Annotated in this window: 15 protein-coding genes; 5 read left to right on the top strand and 10 right to left on the bottom strand. The window is 40.0% G+C overall.

The window, feature by feature from the left end; genetic code table 11:
- Positions 1-609: 609 nt before the first annotated feature.
- From ACFE6N_RS11390 to ACFE6N_RS11370, 5 genes are all read right to left on the bottom strand, one after another.
- The gene (locus tag ACFE6N_RS11390) at positions 610-1,350 is read right to left on the bottom strand and encodes a rhamnogalacturonan acetylesterase (protein WP_378936500.1); all 741 of its coding nucleotides are present in this window, start codon (positions 1,348-1,350) and stop codon (positions 610-612) included.
- Between the two features lie 4 nt (positions 1,351-1,354).
- Positions 1,355-2,377 carry a pectinesterase family protein gene (locus ACFE6N_RS11385; RefSeq protein WP_378936498.1) on the bottom strand — a complete coding sequence of 341 codons (1,023 nt, stop codon included), beginning with the start codon at positions 2,375-2,377 and terminating at the stop codon, positions 1,355-1,357.
- A 178-nt stretch (positions 2,378-2,555) separates the two neighbouring features.
- Positions 2,556-4,121, bottom strand: a complete 1,566-nt coding sequence (locus tag ACFE6N_RS11380) for a DUF4957 domain-containing protein (RefSeq protein WP_378936496.1) — start codon at positions 4,119-4,121, stop codon at positions 2,556-2,558.
- A 10-nt stretch (positions 4,122-4,131) separates the two neighbouring features.
- Entirely contained in the window at positions 4,132-5,928 is a 1,797-nt protein-coding gene (locus ACFE6N_RS11375; protein ID WP_378936494.1) for a RagB/SusD family nutrient uptake outer membrane protein, read from the bottom strand.
- 22 nt (positions 5,929-5,950) lie between these two features.
- The gene (locus ACFE6N_RS11370) at positions 5,951-9,133 is read right to left on the bottom strand and encodes a SusC/RagA family TonB-linked outer membrane protein (RefSeq protein ID WP_378936492.1); all 3,183 of its coding nucleotides are present in this window, start codon (positions 9,131-9,133) and stop codon (positions 5,951-5,953) included.
- A gap of 261 nt (positions 9,134-9,394) precedes the next feature.
- Here ACFE6N_RS11370 and ACFE6N_RS11365 point away from each other — a divergent pair, with 261 nt between their 5' ends.
- Both ACFE6N_RS11365 and ACFE6N_RS11360 read left to right on the top strand, forming a co-directional pair.
- Complete coding sequence (locus ACFE6N_RS11365) at positions 9,395-10,411, top strand: LacI family DNA-binding transcriptional regulator (protein WP_378936490.1); 1,017 nt, start codon at positions 9,395-9,397, stop codon at positions 10,409-10,411.
- Positions 10,412-10,534: 123 nt separating this feature from the next.
- Entirely contained in the window at positions 10,535-11,719 is a 1,185-nt protein-coding gene (locus ACFE6N_RS11360) for a class I SAM-dependent rRNA methyltransferase (protein WP_378936488.1), read from the top strand.
- 100 nt (positions 11,720-11,819) lie between these two features.
- Here the strand turns inward: ACFE6N_RS11360 and ACFE6N_RS11355 are convergent, their stop codons facing one another.
- From ACFE6N_RS11355 to ACFE6N_RS11335, 5 genes are all read right to left on the bottom strand, one after another.
- Positions 11,820-12,254, bottom strand: coding sequence for a carboxymuconolactone decarboxylase family protein (locus ACFE6N_RS11355; RefSeq protein ID WP_378936486.1), 435 nt, complete (start codon positions 12,252-12,254; stop codon positions 11,820-11,822).
- Positions 12,255-12,592: 338 nt separating this feature from the next.
- Positions 12,593-13,162 (bottom strand): Crp/Fnr family transcriptional regulator, encoded by a 570-nt coding sequence (locus tag ACFE6N_RS11350; protein ID WP_378936484.1) that lies wholly within the window; start codon positions 13,160-13,162, stop codon positions 12,593-12,595.
- A 105-nt stretch (positions 13,163-13,267) separates the two neighbouring features.
- The gene (locus ACFE6N_RS11345; RefSeq protein ID WP_378936482.1) at positions 13,268-14,041 is read right to left on the bottom strand and encodes a GLPGLI family protein; all 774 of its coding nucleotides are present in this window, start codon (positions 14,039-14,041) and stop codon (positions 13,268-13,270) included.
- A 51-nt stretch (positions 14,042-14,092) separates the two neighbouring features.
- Complete coding sequence (locus ACFE6N_RS11340) at positions 14,093-16,903, bottom strand: outer membrane beta-barrel protein (protein ID WP_378936480.1); 2,811 nt, start codon at positions 16,901-16,903, stop codon at positions 14,093-14,095.
- A gap of 550 nt (positions 16,904-17,453) precedes the next feature.
- Entirely contained in the window at positions 17,454-18,995 is a 1,542-nt protein-coding gene (locus ACFE6N_RS11335) for an aldehyde dehydrogenase family protein (protein WP_378936478.1), read from the bottom strand.
- A 116-nt stretch (positions 18,996-19,111) separates the two neighbouring features.
- Here ACFE6N_RS11335 and ACFE6N_RS11330 point away from each other — a divergent pair, with 116 nt between their 5' ends.
- The 3 genes from ACFE6N_RS11330 (at position 19,112) to ACFE6N_RS11320 (ending at position 24,500) form a co-directional block, all read left to right on the top strand.
- The gene (locus tag ACFE6N_RS11330; protein WP_378936476.1) at positions 19,112-19,990 is read left to right on the top strand and encodes a TraB/GumN family protein; all 879 of its coding nucleotides are present in this window, start codon (positions 19,112-19,114) and stop codon (positions 19,988-19,990) included.
- Positions 19,991-20,059: 69 nt separating this feature from the next.
- On the top strand, positions 20,060-22,567 hold the full coding sequence (locus ACFE6N_RS11325; RefSeq protein ID WP_378936474.1) for a M1 family aminopeptidase: 2,508 nt from the start codon (positions 20,060-20,062) through the stop codon (positions 22,565-22,567).
- A gap of 529 nt (positions 22,568-23,096) precedes the next feature.
- Positions 23,097-24,500 (top strand): tetratricopeptide repeat protein, encoded by a 1,404-nt coding sequence (locus tag ACFE6N_RS11320; RefSeq protein ID WP_090980999.1) that lies wholly within the window; start codon positions 23,097-23,099, stop codon positions 24,498-24,500.
- Positions 24,501-24,530 lie beyond the last annotated feature (30 nt).

The following is a 24,530-nucleotide window of genomic DNA, read 5'->3' as shown; positions in this document are numbered from 1 at the left end:
GTAAGCCAATAGCGATCGTTGTAAGATTGCTTCATCGGCTGAAAAAGCATCCTCGCAATGACGATTTTTCAATTTCGTATTCTCAGCTGTCATTCTGAACGCAGTGGAGAATCTTTATAGTTTGGCTTTATAATGGTCTCACTTTTAATTAGGATTATTAAAATCCGCATTCGTAATGCAGGATAAGTGCTTTGGCGATACAATCGCCTTTCTCGTTCATCTTCGTTTCAAACGAAGACGATGATCGCCTTCATACATCATTTGGTATACATTTATCTATTTATGCTGTTGTAAAAGAAAGGATCCTTTACTGGCGTTCAGTACGACAATGCCCAACGCTGTGTACTCAGTGAATTTCTCGGTGTACTCGGTGGTAAAAAAGATGCTTCACTGCACTACCATTGACAGAATCTTATAGAAGAATCGTCATTCTCGCGCATGCGGGAACCACGGAGTGCTCAGCGAAGCTAATCTTAAAGCGCTTGTATTAAGATTCCCAATCAAGTTGGGAATGACGATCTCTCAAGAGATATACCTACTTAAAATTTATCTGTCAAACATATTGATTTTTATAAAATAAATTATCCCTCAGGATGACAAATGAGACTTTTACTTCAAACTTTTAGCTAAATTCAACTTTAACTCCTTAATCCCTTTCATCACCAAACCAGCAACCTGTTTGGCGCCCTCCGGACTTAGATGCGTATCATCTTTTTTGCCTTTTGGATAATTTACATTTCCCGAATCAACATAGTTGAATAATTTGATGGATGGTTTATCTCCCAGTCGCATTAATAAACTTTCCGTTTTTGCCAGCATATCAATTAGGGGCACCTGAAGTGAATCGGCCACCTGACGGGTTATGCGCGGATAATCGCCATGTGAATCCACTAGCACACCGTTTTTGAAGCTTCTGCGGGAGATTGGCGTGAGTAAAACCGGAAAGGCATTTTTGTTTCTCGTTTCTTTAATATAGTTAATCAGATTTGTTTTAAAATCGGCCAGCGAAACACCAACCGCCGGCTTATCCACTTTCTCATCGTTATGTCCAAACTCAATGAACACATAATCACCTGGATTTAACTGTGCCAATACCGGATCCCAATGTTTTTCCGCCCTGAACGATTTGGTACTCCTGCCGTTTAATGCCCGGTTATCAACCGTAACATCGTTTTTAAAATAAGATTGTAGTGCCATTCCCCAGCCCGTTTCAGGATAGGCCTTTTCTTCTTTATTGGCTGCGGTAGAATCACCAATGATGTATAGCTTCGTTTTCTTTTGTATGAAAGCAAAGGAGCATAAAATGAATAAGGCTCCAACTGCAAAAAACTTAAGGCAATTTGTTCTCATTTTATTAGTTTTTAATTGGATTCCACTGATCCGCTCCACCCAGTATATTTTTTAATGTATATTTTCCTGCCTCTTGATCGCTGAGCTGTCTTGTCCAAGGCAATCTCGTATTAGGTGATGCTCCAGCGCCTTTACTTTTATATTCCGCATAAAAAACCGTTAATTCTTTGTCTGGAAACATCTTATCGCCTTTCCACGGGTTCCAGCCTTCGGGCAAAATATGTTTACCCAAATCACATTTGATGAATACTGTTTTTGCATAAGGCCGCCATGGTCTGCCGAGATAGGCTTTTGTTGCCATTGAATCTGCAATGAGCTTACAATTTAAAAAAACAAATCCGAATTTTTGCTGTGCAGAAGTTGAAGCGGCGGTTACATAAGAGTTACTTAAACTTTTGATTGTACAGTCATTAAAAACAACGGTTGCCTTGCCAAAAATGAAATCGGTAGTGCCTTCTACATAACAGTTTTGGTAATACTGGCGGCTATTTTCAATTGCTGCATAAAGCGTATCCTGATTGCCCAGAAACCTACAGTTTATTGCTACAAAACGATCGCCTTCTACATGCAGAGCAACAGCCTGTCCAACGCTTCCGGATGAATTGATAATGGTTAAATTTTCAAGGTGGATATCATTCCCCTGGACCAATGCGGTAAAAGAAGTATATGTGCTAAAGTTAACATTGCCAAATTGGTCTTTGCCAGTCGGATTTGGCTTCCCCGAATAATCATTATTGGTAATAATGGTATTTTCGGCACTTTCGCCAATTAAAGCAATTTTCGTTTTCCATGATGGGATAATCAGCTTTTCTTTATAAATTCCCTTTTTCACATAAATCTTAACTTCTTTCTCCCCTAAATCCCTTATCGAATTTACGGCCTCCTTTATGGTTTTATAATTTGCACTTCCATCCTGAGCAACGGTTATGGTTGATGGATATTTGGGATCCTGCGCATAAGCCCCTAAACAAACACTGATGTAAAGCAGCAAGGTAGCGCCGATATGGATTAGTACTGATTTGATCATTTAGTGGAAAAATTCTTCAGGCCAAATTGCTATTTAAAAAAAGACTATACCATTACTTGTATTTTAGCGCTAATTTTTCATGTTGAGCCTGTCGAAACGCCCTGTGAGAATTTAAGAACGCCGCTCGACAAGCTCAGGATGACATTATGCTTATGATACAGCTACTAAGATAAGTCTATTAATTTCTCCATCTCGGGTCGCCAATTCCATTTGTTTTTAAATCTTGCTGACTGATGGTAAAATTACCTGTAGCAGGTGAGGTAAAACCAGGATTAAGCGTCGTATATGTTCCGGCATCATATTTAGCACCGGCAGTTGCACTACCCGAAATAAAAGTTGGGGCAGCAAAATAGTTGTTCGCTGTAAAATTTCCCGCTACAATGTTAGTAGAAAGCTGGTTGGTTAAAATGCCACCAGAGCTGGCTACTATATTTTTTGAAAAGTAAATCTCATGTTTGGCTAATCGAACGTAAAACAACCTGTTTGAAGCGCCATTGCTAATTCCATTTAAGGTATTGGTAACAACATTTATAACGGATATTATGCTGGGGAAATTGGTTGAGCCTGCAGGGTCCATCCTGATAAAATCTCTGGCCATAACAGCGGCATAAACTGTGTTGTTGGTAAAATTTAATGTTTTGGTCAAACCCGATCTAAAATCGATAAAATCTCCGCCATTACATTCAATATTGTTAATGATATTTCCCTTAAAAGTTACCGACTCGATAAGTACCTTTAAATTTACATAGAAAAGCCCTTTGGTATAGTTTCTTACAACTGAATTTTCCAGTACGAAATTCCCGTAAGCGTTATCAGATGCTTCATCGTAAATAAAAGTTTGATTCCCATTTAACGATCCGGTGCCATCCAATATCACATCTTTCACCGTTAAACCTGCATTGGCCTTTAATCTCAGAACCATGCCGTTAATAATCGGTCTGTCAGTTGGTTTTGTTCCCCTGATGGTAATTGATTTTGATGCAATAACATCTGCGTTTACGGTATAAGTTCCTGGTGCAAGCCCAAAAACAGTCCCGGCAGTGGCATTTGCAATCAGGGCGGCCAGGTTATCTGACGGGCTTACCAGGGTTGCACCTGTAAAATTATAAAGTGTGGTAAAAGTTGCCGTTCCCCTAACTTTGCTTCCCGCGAGCAATTTTGCTGAGTAATCAGTTTCTCCGGTTAAGCCTGTTATGGTTGCTTCCCCAGCAGCAATCTCTGCTGCGGTAACTGTATGTGTGATATTTCCGGGTAATATGGTAATTGTTGTTGCTGTTTCGCCAGGGGTCCAGTTCAGCACAACTGAACTAGCGGTTAGTTTGGTTTGGTTTACCGTTTGGAAAATCTGTTCAGTATCTGTTTTTGCAGATGTGCTTACCCATTTGGAATCTGCAATACCCTGTGCAACACCTTTTACCCTGATTGCATATTGCGTATCGCCTATTAATCCGGTAATGGTGTAGGGTAATTGTGCTGTGGTAATGCTGGTTATAGATTTTACCGGAGTACCTGTAAAATCAGCATTATCGTATACCTCAATGGTATAAGATGTGGCATTCGGTACAGCGTTCCATGTTAATTTAACACCAGTTTTATTTACAATGGTCGCTGTTAAACCGGGAGTAGAAAAAACCCGGTCGACCTCAAGTTTGGTAATTTCTTCTAAGTTATTTTTTTTACATGCCGATAAACAAACTGTCGCCATGAGTAAGAAGTGGTATATATATCTATTAATCTTTTTCATAACCTCTGGTTTATAAGTTTAAAGGCTTATTATTTAACATTCCGTTAGATGAATCTAAAAATACCTGCCATATTGGCCAATATTGCTGAAGGTTGGGGTCTTTTGTATAGAGGGCGTTCCAGTATGAAACCGTTTCTCCGGTTGTAACCATCGTCCAGGCTTTATTTGAAGTGTATCCTAAAGCAACTCCCTGCGCGTCGGTATCTCCAAATTTCAACCCATAAATTTCTACCGTTTCGCCATTAGCAGCTGTCCGGTAATAGATTTTGGCGGGTAGGGCAGCATATTTACCCTGCCTGTTTTCTAACTGCTGTAATTTAGTTTTGGCTTCAGCCAGTTTTGTGCCCAGCAAGTTCCATCGGATCAGGTCACTTTTTCTCAACATTTCTCCTGTAAATTCCAGGGCTCTTTCATTCACTATTGCCTCAAAAAAGGCCGATTTAGATGCAGTTGCCGTGGCCATAAAAGCGGTAACTTTATTAGGTGCTGTAGGGAAGGCCCTGTCTCTGATCATTTTTAGATATGGCGCAGCAGCTGCCGGCCCATCAAGATCGTTAATGGCTTCGGCAGCCATGAGCACCACATCGGCATAACGCATGTACATCCAGTTTAACCCATCATCATTGGTTGCCGTTACCCTTCTTTTCATCCACTCGTAACGGTATTTGCCAAAATACAAACGGCCAAGCGACGAAGGTACCTGTATCGCACCTTTTGTTCCATCGCCACCGTCCCACTCATAAGGCACAACAGTTACATCCCTGCGTACATCATCATTATCATATTCGTACAGCATAATAGGGTTCGGTCCGTCAGTTCCGCCTTTATTCTGGCCTGTGTACTGGTCTGTTTTAATGTGTCTTACACCCAGATCAAAAATTACGCGTCCCCGGCCATCGCTAAATGGAATTTCCCACATCGACTCCAAACCTGCCGCACCGGTTTCCTCATTCAGTTTTCTAAAAACTTCTTCAAATCCAAGAAGCCTTAATTTGCCACTGTTGATAATATCAAGGCACTCTTTTTTGGCAATGGCATACATTTTATCGTGCGATAATTCAGGATCAGAGCTTAATTTAACTGTTCCATCAAGGCGCTGCGCATAGCCTCCTGCGGCTAATGCCAAACGCGCCCTTAAACCTTTTGCAAAAGCCTTGTTTACCCGCTCAACTCTCGCTGTTGTGGTGTTCTCGCCTGGCCATGGCAGGTAACCTGCAGCTTCATTTAAATCAGCTAATAATTGTTTATAGATGACATCACGGTCGCTTCGGGGCAGATAAGCTGTTGCAGTAGTAATGGGTTCAAAACGTGCCGGCACATCGCCCCAGCCTTTTATGAGGTCGTTGTATATCACAGCCCTCAAGGTTAAAATCTCACCGAGGATCTGTGCCATTGCAGGGTTGCTTTCTATATTGCCATAGGTTCTAATGCCCCTTATGGCCAGGTTAGCTCTTTCAATACCTTCGTAAAATTTAGCCCATGCATTATCGGTAGTATTCATTTGGCTATTGTTCACATTACAGTTGTAATTAGAGAGTTTAGCTTTGTCATCATCAACCGATTTTAATGTATTGTATACTTCTGTATCATTGTTAAGTCCGTAGAACACTAAAAAACGGCCCCTGTATGAATTGGTTTCCCCAAATGATTGAAGTACGCCAGCTATAGAGCCTTCAGCTAAACTTGGGGTAGAGAAAATAACAGACTCATCTAATGAAGATTTTGTTGGTGCATCTAACGTTTTTTTACAGCTACTAACAAAGGTTATTCCTGCAATTACAAATAACGTATATATAACTTTTTTCATTTTCTTGAAATTGAATGGTCTTCTAAAAATTAACGTTTAGTCCGAATAAGTAAGACTTACTTCTTGGGTAAGCAGAATAATCAACTCCGGGTGTAAGTGGTGTATTTCGTCTCGTCGAAACCTCTGGGTCGAAACTGGTATAATTAGTCCATAACCAAACGTTATAAGCAGAAGCATAAAACCTTAATTTTTTCATCTTTAACTTGCGCGATATTTTTTCAGGTAAAGTATACCCAAGGGTAAGTGTCGATAACCTTAAAAATGAACCATCTTCCACAGCCCAATCGCTTAAAACAAAAGTTCTGGTATATGGCGACCATAGGGTGGTGTTTGCATTCATGGCAGATAATTCAGCAGGATCGTTACTTATTGTTCCGTCTGCCCTTAAATTTGTCCAGCGCTGTCCGCTTTCCATAATCGAAATCAGGTTTCTGGAAGCGTATTTACTGGTAGAGGTATATTCGATCTTATTGGCATTATACACATCGTTTCCATAACTCCAGTTAAAATACGCACCAAGATCAAAATTGTAAATTCTTGAGTTAAGCGAGAAACCGCCAGTATTTAACGGGTTGGTGTTACCGATGATAGATCGGTCAGATAAATCAATTTTTCCATCCCCGGAGATATCTTCAATTTTCATTGTACCTGGGCGTACGGTGCCTACAAATGCAGTAGCATCAACTACGCCTGGTTTTAATATCCATTTGCCGCTGGTGGCATTATAACCTGTAAAGTCAGAGACTTCATATCTTCCGGCACTTTTATATCCGTAAATACGGCCAATTGATGCGCCTTCCTCTACAAGATAATCTACACCAATTTCTGTTGATGCCCATCCCGAGGTACCATTAATGTTTTTAACCGAGCCTAGGGAAATAACCTTATTGCGGTTAAAACTGATGTTCGCATTAACCGTTAGGTCGAAATTTTTTTCTTTTATGGCGTTCCAGTTTACAGAGAATTCTAAACCTTTATTCTGCGTTTGGCCCAGGTTACGGTATTGTGCATCATAGCCGGTACCTCCAACCGGGAATAAGATGAGAAGGTCTTTTGTTTTATTTAAGTAGGCATCAATTGTTCCGGTAACTTTTGAATTAAATAAGGCAAAATCAAGTCCGATGTTTCTGGTGATCGTTGTCTCCCACTTTAAATCGGGATTTGCCATAATTTTAGATGCCGCCCAATAGTTGTTGAAACCATTTATCCAGGTTGTGGTGGAGTTTTGGAACGATTGGGTAATTTGCCCTGGAGGGATATTGTTGTTACCTGCAGCACCATAACTTCCCCTTAATTTTAGATCTGTTAACCACGATTTTGTACCGTTCATGAAGTCTTCCTGAGAGATTCTCCAGCCGGCAGAAACCGATGGAAAGTAGCCCCAGTGGTTTTCGGCAGAAAATTTAGAGGAACCATCCGCCCTGAATGTTGCACTTAACAGGTACTTGCCTTTATAATCGTAATTGGCCCTGCCGAAAAACGAAAATAATTTATCATCAGGCAGAAAGTTGTTATCGATGATCGAAGCTTTACCTTGAGTGGTTAATACCCTGGTTTGCTCAAATCCAAAAGTTTTAGGAAAGCCATGCACTTCAGTAGTTAAAGTATTCTGCTCCGTTTTAATAAATTCCTGACCTAATAAAATATTAAGGTTATGGCTTTTGCCAAGGATCTTACTAAAGTTATAATTAAGCGTATTCGTATTTCTAAAACTATTTCTAGTGGTGTTCATGGAGTTCAGCGTCGGCAGATTAGGATAATCGGCAAGGTTTTTTACGTAGTAGGTTGTAATGCCGTAAAAGCGGTCCTGATCATTCCTAAATCCGTCGTAACCTACTTCAGACCGAAGTTTTAAATTATCGATAATTTCATAAGTTGCTGCTCCGTTGATATTATAGGTTTTACGGTGCACATACTGGTCGTTATCAGAAATGGCTACCAGTGGATTGTATAAATTAAATTCATCATTGGTATCTGTCGATGCCGTTAAGCCCGGTACCGGAAAGGATGGGTATAGAATGGCATATTTTAAACGGGAGTCGGCTGAAGATTTTTCATTTTGCTCATTTGCCCCACCACCATTGGTCTTGGTGTCGGCATAGCGAAAACCAAAATCTAACGTTAAGGCGTCATATAATCTGTGGTTTAATTTAAAATTAATGTTCTGTCTTTTAAAATCAGACATTTGCATAATGGCCTTATCGGTAACAAAGCTATGGCTTAGGCTGTATTTGGTTTTGTCGCTTCCACCTGTGATGCTTAAGTTCTGGTTAAAAGTGCTTCCTGTACGTCCGAATACCAGGTCTTGCCAATCGTTTTCAGCAACATTATCATATAAATCTATATCCTGGTAATTCCCGAAATATTGAGTGTAATCTGTTGGGGTACCATCCAATAATGCGCGTTCGTATTGCCAGTGTACGTAATCTGAAGCGGACAGTACGTCTAGTTTTTTGGCTAATTTTCTTATTCCACCGAAAACATTATAGGTAATATTGGTTTTTCCGTCTTTACTGTTTTTGGTGGTAACCAGTATTACGCCGTTAGCCCCTCTTGAGCCGTAAATGGCTGTTGATGATGCATCTTTTAACACATCAATTGATTCGATGTCCTGTGGGGCAATGTCGGCTATTGAAGTTACCGGAAAGCCATCAACGATATAAAGCGGGGAGTTATCTCCCGTAATAGATCCTCCTCCTCTTACCCTTACGTTGATCTGTGCATCCGGCGATCCTTCCGATGAGGAAATATTAATACCAGCTACCCGGCCCTGTATGGCCTCGAGCGCCGAAGATACCGGAGCGGCGGCGATTACATCAGCACCTACAGAACCAACGGCACCTGTCAAGTCTTTTTTACGCACAATGCCGTAACCAACATTAACAGTTACCTCTTGAAGATTGTTGGCATCTTCATCTAAAGTTACTGACAGTTTGGTTTCATTTGTGACCGAAACATTTTTGGTTTTATAACCAATGTAGGTAAAAGTTAAAACTGCAGCATTTGCAGGCATGCTGATCTTGAAAGTACCATTCGTATCGGTACTGGCTCCATTTTTTGTGCCAGCAACGGTAACACTCACGCCAACCAGCGGCTGGCCGTCTTTTTTATCTTTTACGGTACCGGTAACCTGCCTGGTTTGTGCATGAGTTACTGATAATCCAAAAAAAGAGAAAAATGCTAAAAAGAGTAGAACTCTGCTCATAATTTATTTATTTGAAAGTGATTTGGTTATTTAAGCTGTTGCAATCGCTTGCATGTAGAATATAATTCTATTTTGAGATGCTATAGTTGGTTTATATTTGGTTACATTAGATTAACAATTTTACAAACTAAAAAGCAATTGAAACCAGATTTAACTAAAAAAGTGTGCAAACGTTCCCAAAAACGTTGACTTAACGTTTATAATATTGCGGTACAAATCGCCTTAAAAAAATATTTTTTGTAACTTGTACGCAATACGAACATGAGATTTGAAACATCTACCATTAAGGATATTGCTAAAGCACTTGGGCTGTCAACTTCAACAGTGTCCCGTGCTTTAAGAGACCGTTACGAAATAAGTGAAGAGACTAAAAAGCTGGTTTTGGCCTATGCCGAAAAGGTTAATTACCGTGCCAATCCCATTGCGCGAAGTTTAAAAGAACGCAGAAGTTATTCTATCGGCATTATTGTGAGCGAAATTGCAAACAACTTTTTTTCTCAGGTGATTAACGGTATCGAATCGATAGCCTATGATAAGGATTATCATGTGATTATTTCACAAAGCCACGAATCATACAAGCAGGAAAAGCTAAACGTAGAGCACCTCGCATCACGCTCTATTGATGGCTTGCTGATTGCACTTTCGTCTGAAACGCAGGATATTGATTATTTAAGAGAATTATATGCCAAAGGCTTACCCATTGTGTTCTTTGATCGTGTGCCGGGGGATTTTGAAACGCATAAGGTAATTGCCAATAACTTTAAAGGTTCTTTTGATGCTACAGAACACCTTATTTTATCAGGAAAAAGAACCATTGCGCATTTAACCAATTCAGAAAACCTCTCTATAACGAAAGAAAGATTAGCGGGCTATAAAGCAGCTTTAGCCAAGTATCATATCGAATTCAGACCCGAATTGGTGAAATATTGCCAGCATGGCGGCATGCATAGCGCAGAACTGGAACAAGCAGTGAAAGAATTGTTGCCGCTTAAGCCCGATGGGATTTTCATTTCGAGCGACCGCTTAACCACAGGCTGTATTATGGCGCTAAAGAAAACCAATCCTGAGGTGGCGCATAAACTTGCTATTGCAGGTTTTACCAATTCTAATCTGGTCGATTTGTTCTCGCCATCTCTCACTTCTGTAAAGCAGCCCGCATTCGAAATGGGACGGGTAGCAACCGAATTATTAATTTCAATGATTGAAGCAAAAAGGCCTGTTACCGAGTTCGAAACAAAGGTTTTGGATACGGAGCTGGTACATATGACGAAGCGGTGAGCAACTGGCGTTAAGCGGGTGGCGCAGGCCGTATAGCGCTTATGAAACGCTTATCGCTAAGCCACAAATGCTTTGCTCCAAACTCCCAACCCTCAACTCCAAACTAATTATTACCTTTGTAGTATGGTAGAAATCATATTAAAAAAAGGTAAAGAAAAAGCAGCACTACAAAGGCATCCATGGGTGTTTTCCGGAGCATTAGAAAAAGTTAAGGGAAAACCGGAAGACGGTGATGTGGTAAAAGTTTTTGCTTTCGATCATGAATTTCTCGCCTATGGATACTTCAATAGCAATTCGCGTGTTGCCGTTCGTTTGTTAGAATGGGATGAAACGCAAACGATTGATCACAGCTGGTATCAAAACCGCTTAAAACAGGCCATTGCCTCACGTCAATTCATTTTAAACGAACAAACCGATACTTGCCGTTTGGTTTTTAGTGAGGCTGATTTTCTGCCGGGTTTAATCGTTGATCAGTATGCCGATTTCCTCTCGTTGCAGATTTTAAGTTCGGGAATAGAGAAAGTAAAAGCAGAAATCGTAGAAATTTTAAAAACTGAATTAAATCCAAAAGGAATATTCGATAAAAGTGATGCAACTGCCCGTAACCATGAGGGCTTGCCTGTTGAGAATGGGTTACTTTGGGGCGAAAATCCACCAGAGTTTTTGGAGGTAAAAGAGAACGGGATTATTTACCACATTAATATAGCCGAAGGGCAAAAATCAGGTTTTTACTGCGATCAACGTGATAACAGATACATTTTAGCCAGTTATACAAAAGGGAAGAAAGTTTTAGACTGTTTTAGCTATAGTGGTGGTTTTAGCTTAAACAGCCTGGCAAATGGCGCTGCAGGTGTTACCAGTGTTGATAGCTCGGGCCTAGCCATTGAAACCCTAAAGCAAAACGTTGCCCTCAACCAATTTGATGGCAAAAAAGTAACGGCGATCCAATCGGATGTGAATAAACAACTCCGGGCTTTTAAAGAAGCGGGCGAGTTGTTTGATGTGGTTGTGCTTGATCCGCCTAAATATGCGCCATCGCGTTCGGCGTTAGATCGTGCAGCGAGGGCTTATAAAGATTTAAACCGTTTAGGCATGCTATTGCTGGAAAAAGGTGGTCTTTTGGCAACTTTCTCCTGCTCTGGTGCCGTTGATATTGAAACCTTTAAACAGATTATTGCCTGGGCAGCGCTTGATGCAGGCAAAGAAGTGCAGATTATTAAACAATTCTGCCAACCAGAAGATCATCCCGTACGGATTTCCTTTCCTGAAGGAGAATATTTAAAAGGATTGTTGTTAAGGGTGCTTTAAGTCATGCAAACTATTTTAACTACTAAGACAAGTAGCCTGACGTTACTTTGAATGTAACGGTCATTAGGTGTCTTAGTAGTAAATTGAAATCAATAACTGATTATCCAACCATCACTTTAGCCGTAATGGCCAACCTGTTCCAGGCATTAATGGTCACTATAGCCATAATAACCTGCGCCAATTCCTGTTCGTTAAAAAAGCTGGACGCTTTTTGATAAGTCGCATCAGAAACATGATGACTGATTAAGGTCACCTCTTCTGTTAAAGCTAAAACAGCCTCCTCTTTTGGGGTAAACAAGGTTGTCTCCCGCCAGGCATTTAATAGATACAAACGTTGTTCAGTCTCGCCTATTTTACGGGCATCTGTTGCGTGCATATTTAAGCAAAATGCGCAGCCGTTAATTTGTGATGCACGCATTTTAATCAATTCCAGAAGAATGGGATCCAGTTTGCTGGTTGATAAATATTTCTCCAAACCATACATGGCCTGGTAAGCTGCGGGTTCTGCTTTTGCGATATCAATTCTACTTTCCATTTTATTTGTTTTTTGATTACTTTGTAAAGTTCCTGATTCCGTTATCGAAAAAACTTAATGTAGTTTAAGAAATGATTGTTTAACCGCAAAGGGCAATAAGGCTTTCGCAAAGTGCGCAAAGTAGGGCTAAAAGTCTTCTTAGTTCGCCATTTAAATGTTATTGGGAAAATTGATGCGATTTCTTTCGATCTCAGTGCAGAAATCTATGGGTAATTTATTGATATAGAACTTGCAGGTTTCTCTATTCCGCTTTGCTCCGGTCGAAATGATTAAAATCAGTAAGCCCAGCCCTGCGTGCTTCGCGTTTCTTCCTCTGCGAACTTTGCGGTTTACAACGATTATTTCTTTGCCCTGATTTTACTTAAAAATTCGGGGGTAAAACCCAGGTAAGAAGCCAGCATATATTGTGGCACACGTTGTACAAATTCAGGAAATAAACGATTGAAATTACGGTATCTTTCTTCCGCTGTTTGGCTATAGAGGAATTTTATCCTGCGTTGCGAAGCCTGATGGTTTTTTTGGAGGATTAATCTAAAATACCGTTCCAGCTTTGGTAATTTATGGAACATTTCATCATAGTGGTGGTTTTCAATGGCGATTACTTCGGTTGATTCTGCTGCCTGTATATAAAACTCAGATTGTTCCTGAAAAAGAAAGCTGGTTAGATCGGTAATCCACCAGTTTTCTATCGCAAATTGAGTAGTCTGTTTAGTACCTTTCAGATCTATAAAATATAGCCTTAGGCAGCCTTTTACTACAAAATAATTTGATCTGCAGGTTTGCCCTTGCTCTAGTAAAAAACCTTTCTTTTTAACAGAAATAAATTGAAGAAAAGACGCCAGAATTTCCTGCTCATCTTTATTCAGGTTTATAAATTTATTAATATGCTGATGAAGCGCGCTACCCATGGTTGATCATTAACTGTGCGAAAATAACGATAACCATCAGGATTCAGCTTCACTAGATTGAGGATAATTTAAATCAGAAGCAGAATACTGTAAATCTTTCACCGCTTACATATCTGCGGCTTTTAAAATGTCGCTTGCATAATTGCCCCAGTCTTTTAATGCGCCTTTTAAAATATCGCTCAGCTGTTTTTTACTAACAGGCTTTCCTTTAGTGGGTGCCTTAAGCTTGTCGTCAGCTATTTCTACATCCTTTACTCCGGTGGCGAACCAGGTAATATGTTCACGCGGCAATGCCACACCTAATATCATGCCCGGCAAACCGCTAAAGGTTTCCGGTCCTCCTGATACCGGAATGCTTTCTGCATAAAAAGCGACCACATAGATTGAATCCATTATCAGGGCGTTTGCCCTACGACAATCGTAACCAGCAATGGTTCTGAATTCGTCTGTTATTTTCCAGTTAATCTTGCGGATAGAATCTTTAACGAGGTAGGTTTCTTCGTAAACTGATTTTTGATTGACGCCCGTACCTGACTTTAAATTTGTTAATATAATATTGTTCTGTTTAGCAGAAGCGAAATTGTTAGCCCAACTGTTATTAGTGCTTTCATCAGCCATTGGATTAAACAGCGTCAGGTCGTTTTTAAAAATAAGCTCACTTTTTAAAGTTTTAAACTGCGGGTTATTTTTTTGGTACTGTTCCAGGGCCTGGGCACTCCAAAAATTATCCGGGTAACGTTTTGCCTGATCCTTAAGCAAAGCATATATGTTTATTTTCTTTTCAAACTCAATAATACCCTGGTGTACAAATCTGGCATTTTGCGCCATTGCATAATTTATCGTGCAGATTAGCGTGAGTATAGCGTGTTTTAGTTTCATTTATAATGCTTTAAAAGGTCTGTTTATACGGTTTCGTTATAGCTGATGCAATTATTTTTGAGGTGTTCCTCCACCCATTTTATTAAAATCCCAAACTAAAGAGAACATAAAATATCGGCTGATATTATTGTAATTGGTTTGTGTAATCATATTCGAATAGGCATACCGTCTAAATCCACGGTTTTGGTTGAATAAGTCATTTCCACGGATGGTGAATTTCAAATCTTCCTTTTTGAAGAAGGATTTTGTAATCGAAGCATTAATGATGATTTGCTCAAAACTAGTGTTAAATGCCGGCGATTTTGGGGTATAGGTATATTCGCCATCGGCCTGGAGTTTGATTTTCTTTGGTAAAGTAAAGCTCATGCCTCCCCAACCCTGTAAGCCCCATCCTTTATTAGACCGTTCTTTCTGTAACGAAGCAACCTGGGCGTTATAACTGGGGCCAAAACTTAAATAAATTTCACTCTTATCTTTGTATCGGTTAATATTTAATGAAGGACTAAAATTGGTGTTCACTATCTGGTTTAATTCTACCTCATCGCTGAGCTGACTTTTTACATAACTGTAACTGGTACTACCACCTGCGTTTAAACTTAAGCCTATTTCGGAATCAAATAAAAATTTCAGCTTTCTGTTGATGCTACTGTAGATATTGTAATTGATGGGTGTTTTTCCGGAGAGATTAACAGACTGGGCAATTGTTTTTCCAGTGCTATCAGTTTGCGTATTGCTAACAATGGCTTTATTTACGAACCCGAAACCGCCGCTTATGTATATTGATTGTTGGCTTAACACTTTATAAGAATTATAACTTGCATTAAAGCGGCTATTAAATGATGGGGCCAGGTTGGGGTTGCCTAAAGGTTGATACAGTGGGTTATCATTTACTTTTACAGGCTGCAACTGGTCTACCGTTGGTTGGGTGGTGTTTCCGTTATAGCCGATGCGGAAAGATTTCTGTGCAGAGAATTTATACTGATAACTGGCCTGTGGCAACCAGTTAACAAAACTCCTTTTATAACGCTGGCCGGAAAGCTGCTCCAGCTGATCGAAATTTACAGCACTTAACTTACTTCCTAAACTAATGGTTGTTTTTGTGGTTTTATAATTAAAAACTGCTCCACCCTGATTGATATATTGTGTGGCTTTAAAATCGTTACTAAATTCTTTATCCAGTATATTATAATTTCCTGGTGTCGATTGATTAAAGGATTTGCGGTCAGAACGGCTGTCATTAAGGCCAAATCCATAATTCAAAACTAACGCTAGCGACTTGCTCAGTGGTTCGTTATAGGTTAAATTGGTACTAAGGACAGCATTACGGGTAGTGTTCGTTTTAAATTGATCAGTTACTTCACCGCCCTTTTTTACACCAGCCTCGTCAAAATACTTTAAATCCGAATATAAAAAACCTTCACTGGTGATCTGGTTAACCTTTTGACTGATATTAACCGAATAATTACGGCCCGGTTTTTTAAGCTTCTTGGTATAAAGTGCAGAGATGTTAAAATTTTGCTCTTTACCATCATTGCTGTTCTTCTGGTCATTACTATTTAACTTAGAGTTGTCGCCTCTTAAACCCTCACTTTTTGAACTAGAGGTATTTTCGCTGTTTTTAAGCATTCCATCAATGGATACCTTTAAATTACTGGTAGTATCCAACTTCACGGTATAAGTGGCATCCAGTTTTTGCCTAAATACATTCCGGTCAGAAATTTCATCGGTATTGGTATTGATGATCCCATCTGGTAAATTATTTTGGCTTAGGGTATTTTTAGTGGTTTTAATCCCTAGAGCACCCAGTTTATAATTGGTATTAATCGTTTCCTTATCATTGTTCCATTTATTATCATAATGTGCACCCCCGGTTATTGCCCTTGGTATACCCTCTCCATAATAATTACCACTTTCAAGTTCATCTCCGCCACCATAGCTAAACCAGATACTTCCATCATCACCCATTTGCATATTATCGTTTCCTGCACCCAGTTTGTTGTTGTCCTGCCAGCTTAGTCCCGTTGTACCATTATTGCCAGCTGTGCCATAAACAGAAAACTTCTGTTTTGCTTTAAAGCGATTGAACAATACCTGGCCCTTATAAAAATCATGCGTACCGTAACCCGCATCAACTTTTCCGAAATAACCGCTTTTTTTATCTTCTTTTAGTTTAATATTGATTGTCTGTGTTTTCTGCCCGTCATCAACCCCGGTAAATGCTGCCTGGTCGCTTGATTTTTCGTACAGTTGTACCTTATCTACCATATCCGCCCGTAAGTTTTTAGTGACCAGTGTTGGATCATCACCAAAAAACTCTTCGCCATCAACCAGTACTTTCGGTACCGTTTTACCCTGGGCGGTTATCTTTCCATCTTTATCTACCTGTATACCGGGCAGTTTTTTTAGTAAATCTTCTACCTTATCATTCGGCTGGATATTATAGCTCGAAGCATTAAATTCTGTAGTATCACCCTTAATTTTAATGGCCGCTTTTTCTCCCTTGATAATTACATCAGCAAGTATTTTCGCCATTCCTGTAAGGTTAATGTTACCAAAATCTTTTACATGGGTGGTAGAATCGAGTGTGAAATGGTCTACAAAATCGGCATACTTCGGATAGGAAACCAGTAAAATAAATTTTCCGTTTTTAATTCCGGTAAGTTCGAATGTGCCATTGTCTGCTGCCCGGGTAAATTTTACCAAAGTAGAATCTTTTGCACTTAAAATGGCTATTGATGCTCCTGACAAAAGCGCTGTAGATGCGGTGTCAATTGTTCGGCCTTTAATGCTGTGAAGACCCTGCGCTTTGGAATAGGTGGTGATAAAAATAAAAAAGCTTAGCGAGAGCAGTAGACGTTTCATAGACAGGATTTGGTTTTGTTTACCGAATATAAACTAATGCATTAGTTATTTGTAATAGTTTAACTTTTTTTAACAAAAAAAATATGGTCCTCGTTTAAAACGAGGATCGTTGAGTGCTGCATTTTTAATGCGGATAAGAAATCTGGTTTGTTAGGATTTCAAATCCTGATTAATAGAAAAAGTTTGCGCTGGAAGCGCGTTTCTCATTCATCCTCGTTACAAACGAGGACGATTTTACCATTTCAAATCCCTGCTAGCATATAATTACAGATCGAATTTTATACTTGTATGGTCCTCGTTACAAACAAGGACGATTTTTATAATTTAAATCCCGACAACATTTAATTACAGATTGAATTTCATACTTGTATGTGTCCTCGTTTAAAACGAGAATCGTTGAGTGCTGCATTTTTAATACAGATAAGATATCTAGTTGGCCAGGATTCAAATCCTGACCAATAGAAAAAAGGTTTGCGCTGGAAGCGCGTTTCTCATTCATCCCCGTTACAAACGAAGACGATTTAAAATTTCAAATCCCGGATATCTCTGATTAGAGATCAAATTTAATACCCTGCGCGAATGGCAAGGTATTCGAATAATTGATGGTGTTGGTTTGCCGGCGCATATAAGCCTTCCAGGCATCCGATCCACTTTCACGGCCACCGCCAGTTTCTTTCTCCCCACCAAAAGCCCCACCTATTTCAGCGCCCGAAGTACCGATATTTACGTTGGCTATACCGCAGTCAGATCCATTTGCTGATAAAAACTGTTCTGCCTCTCTCAAATTTAAGGTCATAATGGCCGATGATAATCCTTGCGGAACAGCGTTTTGCAGGGCAATGGCCTCGTCTAATGTTTTATATTTAATCAGGTATAAAATGGGTGCAAAGGTTTCGTGCTGAACAATTTTATAATCATTCTGAACCTCGGCAATGCATGGCTTCACGTAGCATCCGCTCGCATATTCATCGCCCGCTAAAACGCCTCCTTCTACCAAAAAATGGCCGCCTTCAGCCTTACATTTAGCTATCGAATCTAAGTAGGCCGCAACCGCATCGGTATCAATCAGCGGACCCACATGGTTGTGTTGATCTAATGGATTGCCAATGCGTAACTGTGCGTAAGCTTTAACCAGCTTTGCGGTAAAAGCATCATATACACTTTCCTGGATAATTAACCTTCTGGTTGAAGTACACCGCTGGCCTGCAGTACCAACCGCGCCAAATACCGCACCGATTAAACTCATATCCAAATCGGCATGTTCTGAAATAATAATGGCATTATTACCGCCGAGTTCCAACAGGCTTTTCCCTAGTCTTGCACCCACAGCAGCTCCTACCGCCTTGCCCATGCGTGTTGATCCAGTAGCAGAAATTAAAGGAATTCTTCCATCGTTGGTCATGAGTTCGCCGATTTCCCGATCGCCTAAAACCAGGCTGCATACGCCTTCAGCTATATCATTATCGTTAAAAACTTTTGCTATAATATGTTGGCAGGCTATGGCGGTTAAAGGTGTTTTTTCTGATGGTTTCCAGATGCATACATTGCCGCAAACCAAAGCCAGGGCTGCGTTCCAGCTCCAAACCGCTACCGGGAAATTAAAGGCCGAGATAATGCCAACAATTCCCAGTGGATGCCATTGTTCATACATCCGGTGGCTGGGGCGTTCGCTGTGCATGGTTAAACCATACAGCTGCCTGGATAAACCTACGGCGAAATCACAGATATCGATCATTTCCTGCACTTCGCCTAAGCCTTCCTGTAAACTCTTTCCCATTTCGTAAGAAACCAATGTGCCCAGGGCATCTTTATTTTCACGAAGTGCATCCCCAAACTGGCGTACCATTTCTCCCCTTTTAGGGGCTGGAACCGAACGCCAGGCCATAAATGCCTCCTGTGCTTTGGTTACAACAGTATCATAATCGGCTGCGCTTGCAACTTTAGCTGAAGCAATCAGTTTGCCATCCACAGGAGAATAACTCTCCAATGTTTTCGCGTTTGCAGTCCCGCCCCAGTTACTTCCTGTGCTGTAGGCTGCATTTTCTGCTTTTACGCCTAATCTGTTTAAAATAGATTGAATATCTGTAGCCATATTTCTAACGGTTTACACAAAAAAACAAAAAATAAGGGAATGCAGGCTACATTTTGCCCTTAACTTTATCACAATTCTTAATATCTTACCCTAATTTTACTCATCATCAGTATTAAATGAAAAACATTAAACTATTATTGGTTGCGCTTTTATGCTTCGGACTCAGCCTTAATGCGCAGCCTAAAAAGGCTACCAACACCCTGCTTTGGGAAGTATCAGGAAATGGATTAAAGAAACCTTCTTACTTATTTGGAACACATCATTTTACAAACAAAGAGTTTGCAGATACAATGCAGGTTTTACAGGAGAAATTAAAATCGGTTAATGGTGTGGTGGGCGAAATTGTAATGGATGGAACCTTACAGGGCCGGATGGCCCCATTTTTAGTAATGAAAAACAATACACTTGACAGTGTATTTACCCCAGCCGAATACAAAGAGGTAGACGATTATATTAAAGCCAGAAATCCGGCTGTAAACTTAAAGCAATTAAACCGATTTAAGCCAGCAATGGTTGGTGTGCTGATTATGCTTCTTGACAACCCCGAAATGAGAAGTCTGACGAATGGCATAGACGAAAGCTTTCAAAAATATGCAAAAGCCAACGCTAAATCTATATACGGCTTAGAAACGGCAGAATATCAGGGCGCATTGTTATTTGATGACGATCTGCAAAAACAGAAAAAAGCCCTGCTTAAATCAGTCAGGGAATCGGATAAGAATAAGATTAAATTGCAGGAACTAACGGGTTATTACCTGGCGCAGGATATCGATAAATTAACCCAGTTCTTTAATGCACAGGATGAAGAAACTAAAGAGTTTATGACCGAGATGCTTAAAAACCGGAATCGACGCTGGCTGGACCAGCTCCCTGCCCTGATGGAAAAGGAATCGTTGTTTATTGCCGTTGGCGCCGGTCACTTAGTAGGTGACGAGGGCTTGATAAAGGGACTGCAGGCTAAAGGTTATACCTTAAAACCGATAGCAACCAAATAAAAGTAAATGGTAATTACCACAATTCTTAATATCTTGCCTTCAAGATACTGACTTATTAAAATCATAAAAATGAATAAAAAAATTATTGCCTGTGGCATACTATTGGCAGCGGTTTTTGCAAGTAATCCGCTTTTGGCGCAGGAAAAAGCCATAGAAAAATCAAACCTGGGCGTTTATCGGGTAACCCCAACCAAAATCAATGATCTGGTGCATACCAAACTCGATGTTTCATTTGATTACGCCAAGCGCTACCTGTATGGTAAAGCCTGGATAACTTTAAAGCCTCATTTTTACACCACCGATTCACTCACACTAGATGCGCAGGGGATGGACATTAAAACCGTTGCGCTGGTTGGAGCCAAAGCAAATACCCCCCTTAAGTACACGTATAAAGATAATAAGTTGTATATCAATTTAAATAAAAAGTATACCAATAACGAAAAATATACAATATACATCGCCTATACAGCGAAACCTGACGAATTAAAAGTAAAGGGAAGTGCGGCCATAACCGATGCCAAAGGTTTATATTTTATCAACCCTGATGGTACCGATAAAAACAAGCCTACCCAGATCTGGACGCAGGGCGAAACAGAATCTTCATCGGCCTGGTTTCCAACAATTGACAAACCCGATCAGAAAACAACCCAGGAAATTTCGATGACGGTAAAATCGAAATACACTACCCTGTCGAACGGGAAATTGGTAAGCCAAAAAAATAATGCCGACGGTACAAGAACCGATACCTGGAAAATGGATTTACCCCACTCGCCATACTTATTTATGATGGCGATAGGCGATTTTAAAATCACTAAAGACAACTATAAAGGCAAAGAAGTTAGTTATTACCTGGAGCCGAAGTACGCACCATACGCGAAACAGATTTTTGGTAAGACGCCTGATATGATCCAGTTTTATAGCAATTTGTTGGGTGTAGATTATCCATGGAATAAATATGCGCAGGTGGTAGCCAGAGATTATGTTTCAGGGGCGATGGAAAATACTACAGCCACTTTACATGGCGAACAGGTACAAAAAACAGACCGCGAGCTGTTGGATGGAAACGAAGAAGGTACCATTGCACATGAGCTTTTTCACCAATGGTTTGGAGATTATGTCACCGCTGAATCTTGGTCTAATTTAACCATGAATGAATCTTTCGCCACTTTTGGCGAGATCATCTGGCATGGGCGTGATGCCGGTAAGGATGCGGAAGATAAGTCGCGTTACGAAAAATTACAGTCTTATCTTGGTTCAACTAAAAAAGGCGAAAGTCCGGTTTTGGCCCGCTTTTATTACAATGATAAGGAAGACATGTTCGATAATATTAGTTATGCCAAAGGCTCGGTCATTCTGTATGCCCTAAAAAACCAAATGGGCGATGAAGCTTTCTACAAATCGCTTAACCGCTACCTCACTACCAATGCCTTTAAAAATGGCGAAACGCATCAGTTGCGTCTGGCAATGGAAGATGTTACCGGAAAAGACTGGAGTCCTTATTTCAATCAATGGTATTACAATGGTGGTCACCCGATTTTAAGTATCGATTATGGTTATGAAAATGGAAAAGCAACCATTAAAGTTAAACAAACACAGGATACCAGCGTACAAACCTTTACGTTGCCGGTTAAACTTGATATTTATGCAGGAGGTAAAAAAATCAGGAAAGAAATTCTGATCAATAGTCGTGAGCAGGATTTTAGTTTTGAGGTAAGTGCCAAACCAGATTTAATCGATTTTGATGTGGATAAAATTTTAGTTGGCGAAACCAATGACAATAAAACGGCCGAAAACTATTATTTTCAATACAAAAATGCGCCAAGTTATGCCAACAGGATTGAGGCTATACAGTTTATTATGCAGAGCAAAGCCAACAGCGGTCAAATGGTGCTATTAGAAGGTTTGAAAGATAAATCGGCAGATTTACGCGCGCTGAGTATTGCCGGCATTAATTTAGAAGATGCCCAGGTTAAAGCAGTAGCGTTACCTGTTTTACTTCAGATTGCCAAAACAGATAAAAATACAGATGCCAGAGCAGCTGCAATTGTGAAATTAGCTGAAACCGGAGACCAGGCCTATAAAGCTTTAATGTCAGAAAGTTTGAAAGACAGATCTTACAGGGTAATTGCTGCGGGCGTTGATGGTTTGGCTAAACTGGCACCGCAGGAAACGACGTCGGCCATAGCAGCGTTAGATGAAGAGACGAGGACGCATATCGCACCGTCAATCGCTACCTTATACGTCAGCGATCCAAAGGATGACTATCAGGCATTTTATGATAATATTATGCTTACAGGTGATAGGGATAAGATATTTGGTGTAATTGGTCAGTATTTTCAGTATTTAAGAGCAAATACCAACCCTGCAGTTACCGAACAAGGTATAACGAATATTGGTAATGCTATTGAAAGATTAAAATTGCAGCCTTATTTAAACAAACAACTTGCTGGTGCTTATAATGCTACTGCCCAGGGCAAAACTAAGCAGGCAAATGCTGCAAGCGGAGAAGAAAAAGCCAAATTGAATAAGCAGGCGGAGTTATTTAAAAAAGGAGCTGCCGATTTAGGAAAGGAGTAAATCTTATTCCTCCAACAGGTCGTCCTTTCGACCGGAGTGCAACGAAGTGGAGAAATCTGTGTTTGATAGATCTCTCCATTCCACTGCGTTTCAGTCGAGATGACGACTTTTTTTATTGATATGCAGTAACTCCTAGGATTATACAAGATCTATTTACAGGCTCTTTTCTCCCCGTATCAATAACGTAAACGGTTTGCCAGTCCTGGTTTCTTCATCGCTTTGAGCAAATCCCCTTATAATAAAGCAGACAAAAACAGGGCAAACACGGTTAATCCTTTCATCCCTCTTCATTAGTATATGCCATAAATTTATAGTATTTTTGTGGAAGAAGGGAAAAGGAACCGCGAGGTTGCAACAAATCTATCGATTATCCACACATCTTAACTATAGTTAACAGGCTTTATATTCAGCTGTTTAGCGCTTTTGCGGCTATTGATGTTAATAATTATTTTAAAAACGGATAATTAAAATTGCTAAAATTATAATGTGTTTTTCTGCTTATTGGCACGGTTCTTTAATAGTATAATATATGGAAGAAGAATTCTTTTTTGAATCCAACGAAGATGCACAACGTTCAGTAGAACGTTACGAAGAAATGCTGCGGAACCAGGATCAGTATTTTTTCGATGCAGGGGCATTCGAATACATTGTAGATTTTTACATTGAGAAAAATGATCCGGTCAAAGCTTTGCAGGTAGTTGATTTTGCAATCAGTCAACACCCTTATGCCACAATTTTTTTAATTAAACAGGCTCACCTCTACATCTTAACGAACAATAGCGAAAAGGCTTTTATCGCTTTGCAAAAAGCTGAGCTTTTAGAACCATCAGAACCAGATATTTATCTGCTCCGCGGTAATATTTTTCAGAATACCGAACGTTTTGACGAGGCTTTGGAAAATTATGAAAAAGCTTTGGGACTGGCCGAAAGTACGGATGAGATATTATTGCAGATGGCTTATGTTTATCAGAGTATGGGCGATTATGAAAGTGCCATTACCTATATCAAGCTTAGTTTAGAGCAGAATATGGAAAACCAGGATGGTTTGTATGAGCTTGCTTTCTGTTATGATGTGTTAGACAAACAAGAAGAAAGTATCAAATTTTATCAGCAATATATTGATACTGATCCATATTCTTATGCGGCCTGGTACAACCTCGGTAATAGTTTCCATAAGTTAAATCTTTTCGAAAAAGCGATCGATGCTTATGACTATGCCATCTTGATTAAAGAAGATTTCAGTTCAGCCTATTTTAACAAAGGAAATGCGCTGGTGCAGCTTGATAAATATGATGAGGCGATAGAAGTTTATAAACAGACTTTTGAGTACGAACAGCCCAATGCCGATACTTATTGTGCCATTGGCGAATGTTACGAGAAACTGGAGAAAATGGATGAGGCCCGTTCTTACTATAAAAAATCGGTAAAAATGGATCCTAAAATGGCTGATGCCTGGTTTGGGATCGGGGTTACACTTAATTTTGAGGAACGTTATTTCGAATCATTACACTTTTATAAAAAAGCGATAGACCTGGAAGCGGAGAATGCAGATTTCTGGTTCGCCATGGCCGATGCTTATTATAAGCTGGGCCAGATTGATGAGTCGATCGAAGCATATGAAAAAGTACTGGAGTTTAATCCTCTGGATGTTGAAGCCTGGCTGGATTTTAGTACTGTGCTCTATGAACAGGGAAAATTGCGTGAAGCAGCGGAAACAATGGCGGAGGCAATTAAAAATAACCCTGAAGCTGCAGAACTGTATTATAGGATGGTAGCCTATCTTTTCGCCATAGGAAACTATGCTGATGCATTGGGCTATTTGGAAACCGCTTTAACAACTGACCCAGATAAACATTATATTTTGTTTGAATACCTACCGCAATTACAGGATAATAGTGCCATTTTGAGTGTTATAAACCGATATATAAGGTAACGACCTTGTGAGAAAAATTTAACAAATAAA

The organism is Pedobacter sp. BG31, assembly GCF_042464845.1.
Classification (GTDB): Bacteria; Bacteroidota; Bacteroidia; order Sphingobacteriales; family Sphingobacteriaceae; genus Pedobacter; species Pedobacter suwonensis.
This window is presented reverse-complemented; position numbering and strand designations above follow the sequence as displayed.

Coding starts and splice junctions, on each gene's coding strand:
- ACFE6N_RS11390 (WP_378936500.1), bottom strand. CDS start 1,350: ATGAGAACAAATTGCCTTAAGTTTTTTGCAGTTGGAGCCTTATTCATT.
- ACFE6N_RS11385 (WP_378936498.1), bottom strand. CDS start 2,377: ATGATCAAATCAGTACTAATCCATATCGGCGCTACCTTGCTGCTTTAC.
- ACFE6N_RS11380 (WP_378936496.1), bottom strand. CDS start 4,121: ATGAAAAAGATTAATAGATATATATACCACTTCTTACTCATGGCGACA.
- ACFE6N_RS11375 (WP_378936494.1), bottom strand. CDS start 5,928: ATGAAAAAAGTTATATATACGTTATTTGTAATTGCAGGAATAACCTTT.
- ACFE6N_RS11370 (WP_378936492.1), bottom strand. CDS start 9,133: ATGAGCAGAGTTCTACTCTTTTTAGCATTTTTCTCTTTTTTTGGATTA.
- ACFE6N_RS11365 (WP_378936490.1), top strand. CDS start 9,395: ATGAGATTTGAAACATCTACCATTAAGGATATTGCTAAAGCACTTGGG.
- ACFE6N_RS11360 (WP_378936488.1), top strand. CDS start 10,535: ATGGTAGAAATCATATTAAAAAAAGGTAAAGAAAAAGCAGCACTACAA.
- ACFE6N_RS11355 (WP_378936486.1), bottom strand. CDS start 12,254: ATGGAAAGTAGAATTGATATCGCAAAAGCAGAACCCGCAGCTTACCAG.
- ACFE6N_RS11350 (WP_378936484.1), bottom strand. CDS start 13,162: ATGGGTAGCGCGCTTCATCAGCATATTAATAAATTTATAAACCTGAAT.
- ACFE6N_RS11345 (WP_378936482.1), bottom strand. CDS start 14,041: ATGAAACTAAAACACGCTATACTCACGCTAATCTGCACGATAAATTAT.
- ACFE6N_RS11340 (WP_378936480.1), bottom strand. CDS start 16,903: ATGAAACGTCTACTGCTCTCGCTAAGCTTTTTTATTTTTATCACCACC.
- ACFE6N_RS11335 (WP_378936478.1), bottom strand. CDS start 18,995: ATGGCTACAGATATTCAATCTATTTTAAACAGATTAGGCGTAAAAGCA.
- ACFE6N_RS11330 (WP_378936476.1), top strand. CDS start 19,112: ATGAAAAACATTAAACTATTATTGGTTGCGCTTTTATGCTTCGGACTC.
- ACFE6N_RS11325 (WP_378936474.1), top strand. CDS start 20,060: ATGAATAAAAAAATTATTGCCTGTGGCATACTATTGGCAGCGGTTTTT.
- ACFE6N_RS11320 (WP_090980999.1), top strand. CDS start 23,097: ATGGAAGAAGAATTCTTTTTTGAATCCAACGAAGATGCACAACGTTCA.